2 protein-coding genes are annotated in these 2538 nt (G+C 69.8%); both read left to right on the top strand.

Going from position 1 to position 2538, the window contains the following annotated elements:
• A partial coding sequence (locus tag ACIQ3R_RS17450; RefSeq protein WP_397420119.1) for an MBL fold metallo-hydrolase occupies nucleotides 1-433 on the top strand: 433 nt, incomplete at its 5' end.
• On the top strand, nucleotides 408-2538 hold a 2131-nt coding region (locus ACIQ3R_RS17445), incomplete at its 3' end, for a CHASE2 domain-containing protein (protein ID WP_397420118.1). The genes ACIQ3R_RS17450 and ACIQ3R_RS17445, both read left to right, overlap by 26 nt.

Here is a 2538-nt window from a genome sequence, read left to right as displayed (position 1 = left end):
GGCCGGCCTCACGGTCACCCTGGTCGCCCAGCACCATTCCCACGACAGCTATGGCTATCGGTTCGAGCGTAATGGTCGGGCCGTGATTTATTCGACCGACTCCGAGCACAAGGTCGACAATATGGATTCGGAGGCCGTCTTTGAGGCCTTCTTCGCCGCAGCCGATCTGGTGATTTGCGACACCATGTATTCCCTGGGCGACACCGTCAGCCTGAAACAGGACTGGGGGCATTCCTCCAACGTGGTGGCCGTCGACCTTTGCCACGCCGCCAGGGCCAAGCGTCTGGCGCTGTTCCACCACGAGCCGACCTACACCGACGAAGACATCCAGCGCATGCACGCCGAAAGCGTGCGCTATGAGGAGCTGGTGCGCGCCGATCGGCCGCCGCTGGAGGTGATCTGCGCCTATGACGGGCTCGAGATCGAGGTCTGACGCTCTCAGCGAGCTGTCCGCCCCCGCACGCCGGCGGGTGCGCTTCGGCGCGCTGGCGGCGGCGCTGCTGACCGCGTTGGGCGTGTTGCTGACCGGCGACGCCCTGCGTCAGCCGCTCATCGATGTCTTCCAGAGAGTTTCGCCCGCCCGCGATCCGAGCCCTCGGGTCCAGGTCGTGGCGGTCGACGCCGCGAGCCTGGATGCGCTCGGCGGCTGGCCCTGGTCGCGATATACCCTGGCCCGACTGACCGAGCAGATCGCGGATCGCGGCGCGGCGGCCATCGGATTCGACTTCCTGTTCCCCGAGCCTGATCGGCAGAATCCGGAAAGCTTCGCCGCACTCTATCGCGAACTCACCCCCGCGACCGCGGCTGAGATCGCGGCCCTGCCTTCCATGGACGCCGTTTTTGCGCGGGTGATCGGGCGCGCGCCCGTGATCCTGGCCCGAGCAGGCGTGGACGCCGGCTCTTTCGACCGCCGCGAGGCCGAGGCCGCGCCGCCGCTGCCGCCCGACGTGACCTTCGCAGGTCCGCGACCGGCTGCGATCCCGTCCTACCCCTACGTCGTCGCCAACCTGCCGCTGCTGGACGGCGGCGCGCTGGGCCACGGGCTCGCCAATGGGCCGCCGGACATCGACGGGGTTATCCGTCGGGTTCCACTCCTGGGCGTGGCGGCGAGCGCCATGACACCCAGTCTGGCGCTGGACATGGTGCGGGTGGCGGAAGGCGCGAGCACGATCCGGCTCCTGGGCGATACGGGCGGCCTGACGGCGGTTCAGGTCGGCGCCCGCAAGGTCGCAGTGGATCCTGGTGGTCGTGTCGAGATTCGCTACGCCGCCGCACCGGGTTCACAGCGGCTCGCGGCCCATCGCGTCTGGTCGGCGGCCGACCTGCTGCGCCAAGGCGTTCCGGCGGACGCGTTCAAGGACAGCCTGGTCCTGGTCGGGCTGACCGCCGCCGGCACCTCGGACGTCGTGACGACCCCGCGTGAAGCCGAGACCTATGGCGTCTTCGTGCAGGCCCAGGCCATCGATGCGATCCTGAGCGGGCGCGCGCTCAGTCGGCCCGCCTGGATTCCGGCGCTGGAATGGGGGCTGGGCCTGACGCTGGTGATCGTCTCCTGGCTGGGGGTTCCGCGTGCGCCGATGGGCCTTGTGCTGGCCGGCGCGGGGGTCGAGACGGCGGCGGTGCTGGGCGGATGCTGGGCGGCCTTCCTGAACAACATTGTCATCGATCCCTACCCCATGCTGGCCCCCGGCGCAGCGGCCTCGGCGGTGACGGTGGCGATGCTGTTTGTCGAAGGCCGCCGGGTGCAGGCCCGTCTGCGCGCGGCGCTGGACGAAGAACGCCTGACTGCGGCCCGGGTATCCGGCGAGCTGGCGGCGGCCTCCGAGATTCAGTCCGGCATGCTGCTCCCGCGAGGCGAACTGGCGCGGGTGTCTCCGGATGTCGAGATCGACGCGGTCCTGCAGTCCGCCAAGACGGTGGGCGGCGATCTCTACGACGCGTTCCTGTTCGGCGACGGGCGAGTTTGTTTCCTGGTCGGCGACGTAACCGGCAAGGGCGTGCCGGCCTCGCTGTTCATGGCGCTCGCCAAGGCGCTCTCGCGCAGCCTGCTGATGCGACCCGCAACGCCGCTCGCCGCCGCCATCGCCGAAATCAACGCCGAACTGTCGCGCGACAATCGCCAGGCCATGGCGGTCTCGGTTCTGGTGGGCGTTTTGCACCCAGATGACGGGACCCTTCACCTCTGTTCGGCCGGACACGAGAACCCGCTGGTGGTCGACGCCGAGGGTCACGTGCGGGAGATCGTCCTCGATGGCGGGCCGCCGCTCTGTGTGGACGAAACCTTCGCCTATCCCGACGAGACGCATCACCTCGCGCCCGGGGAGCGGCTGGTGTTTTTCACCGACGGGCTGACCGAGGCGCAGGATCCGGACGGCCGCCTGATGGAACGCGACGCCTTGCTGGCGGCCGTAAGTATGGCGGCCCGCGAGACCACCAGCGCCGGCGAGCTCCTGGATCGGCTCGTCGCGGCGGTGCGGGCGTTCGAGGCCGGCGCCGAGCCCAGCGACGACCTGACCCTGCTGGCGGTGCGCCGCCGGG

It is taken from the genome of Phenylobacterium sp. (assembly GCF_044371015.1).
Lineage (GTDB): Bacteria > Pseudomonadota > Alphaproteobacteria > Caulobacterales > Caulobacteraceae > Phenylobacterium.
This window is presented reverse-complemented; position numbering and strand designations above follow the sequence as displayed.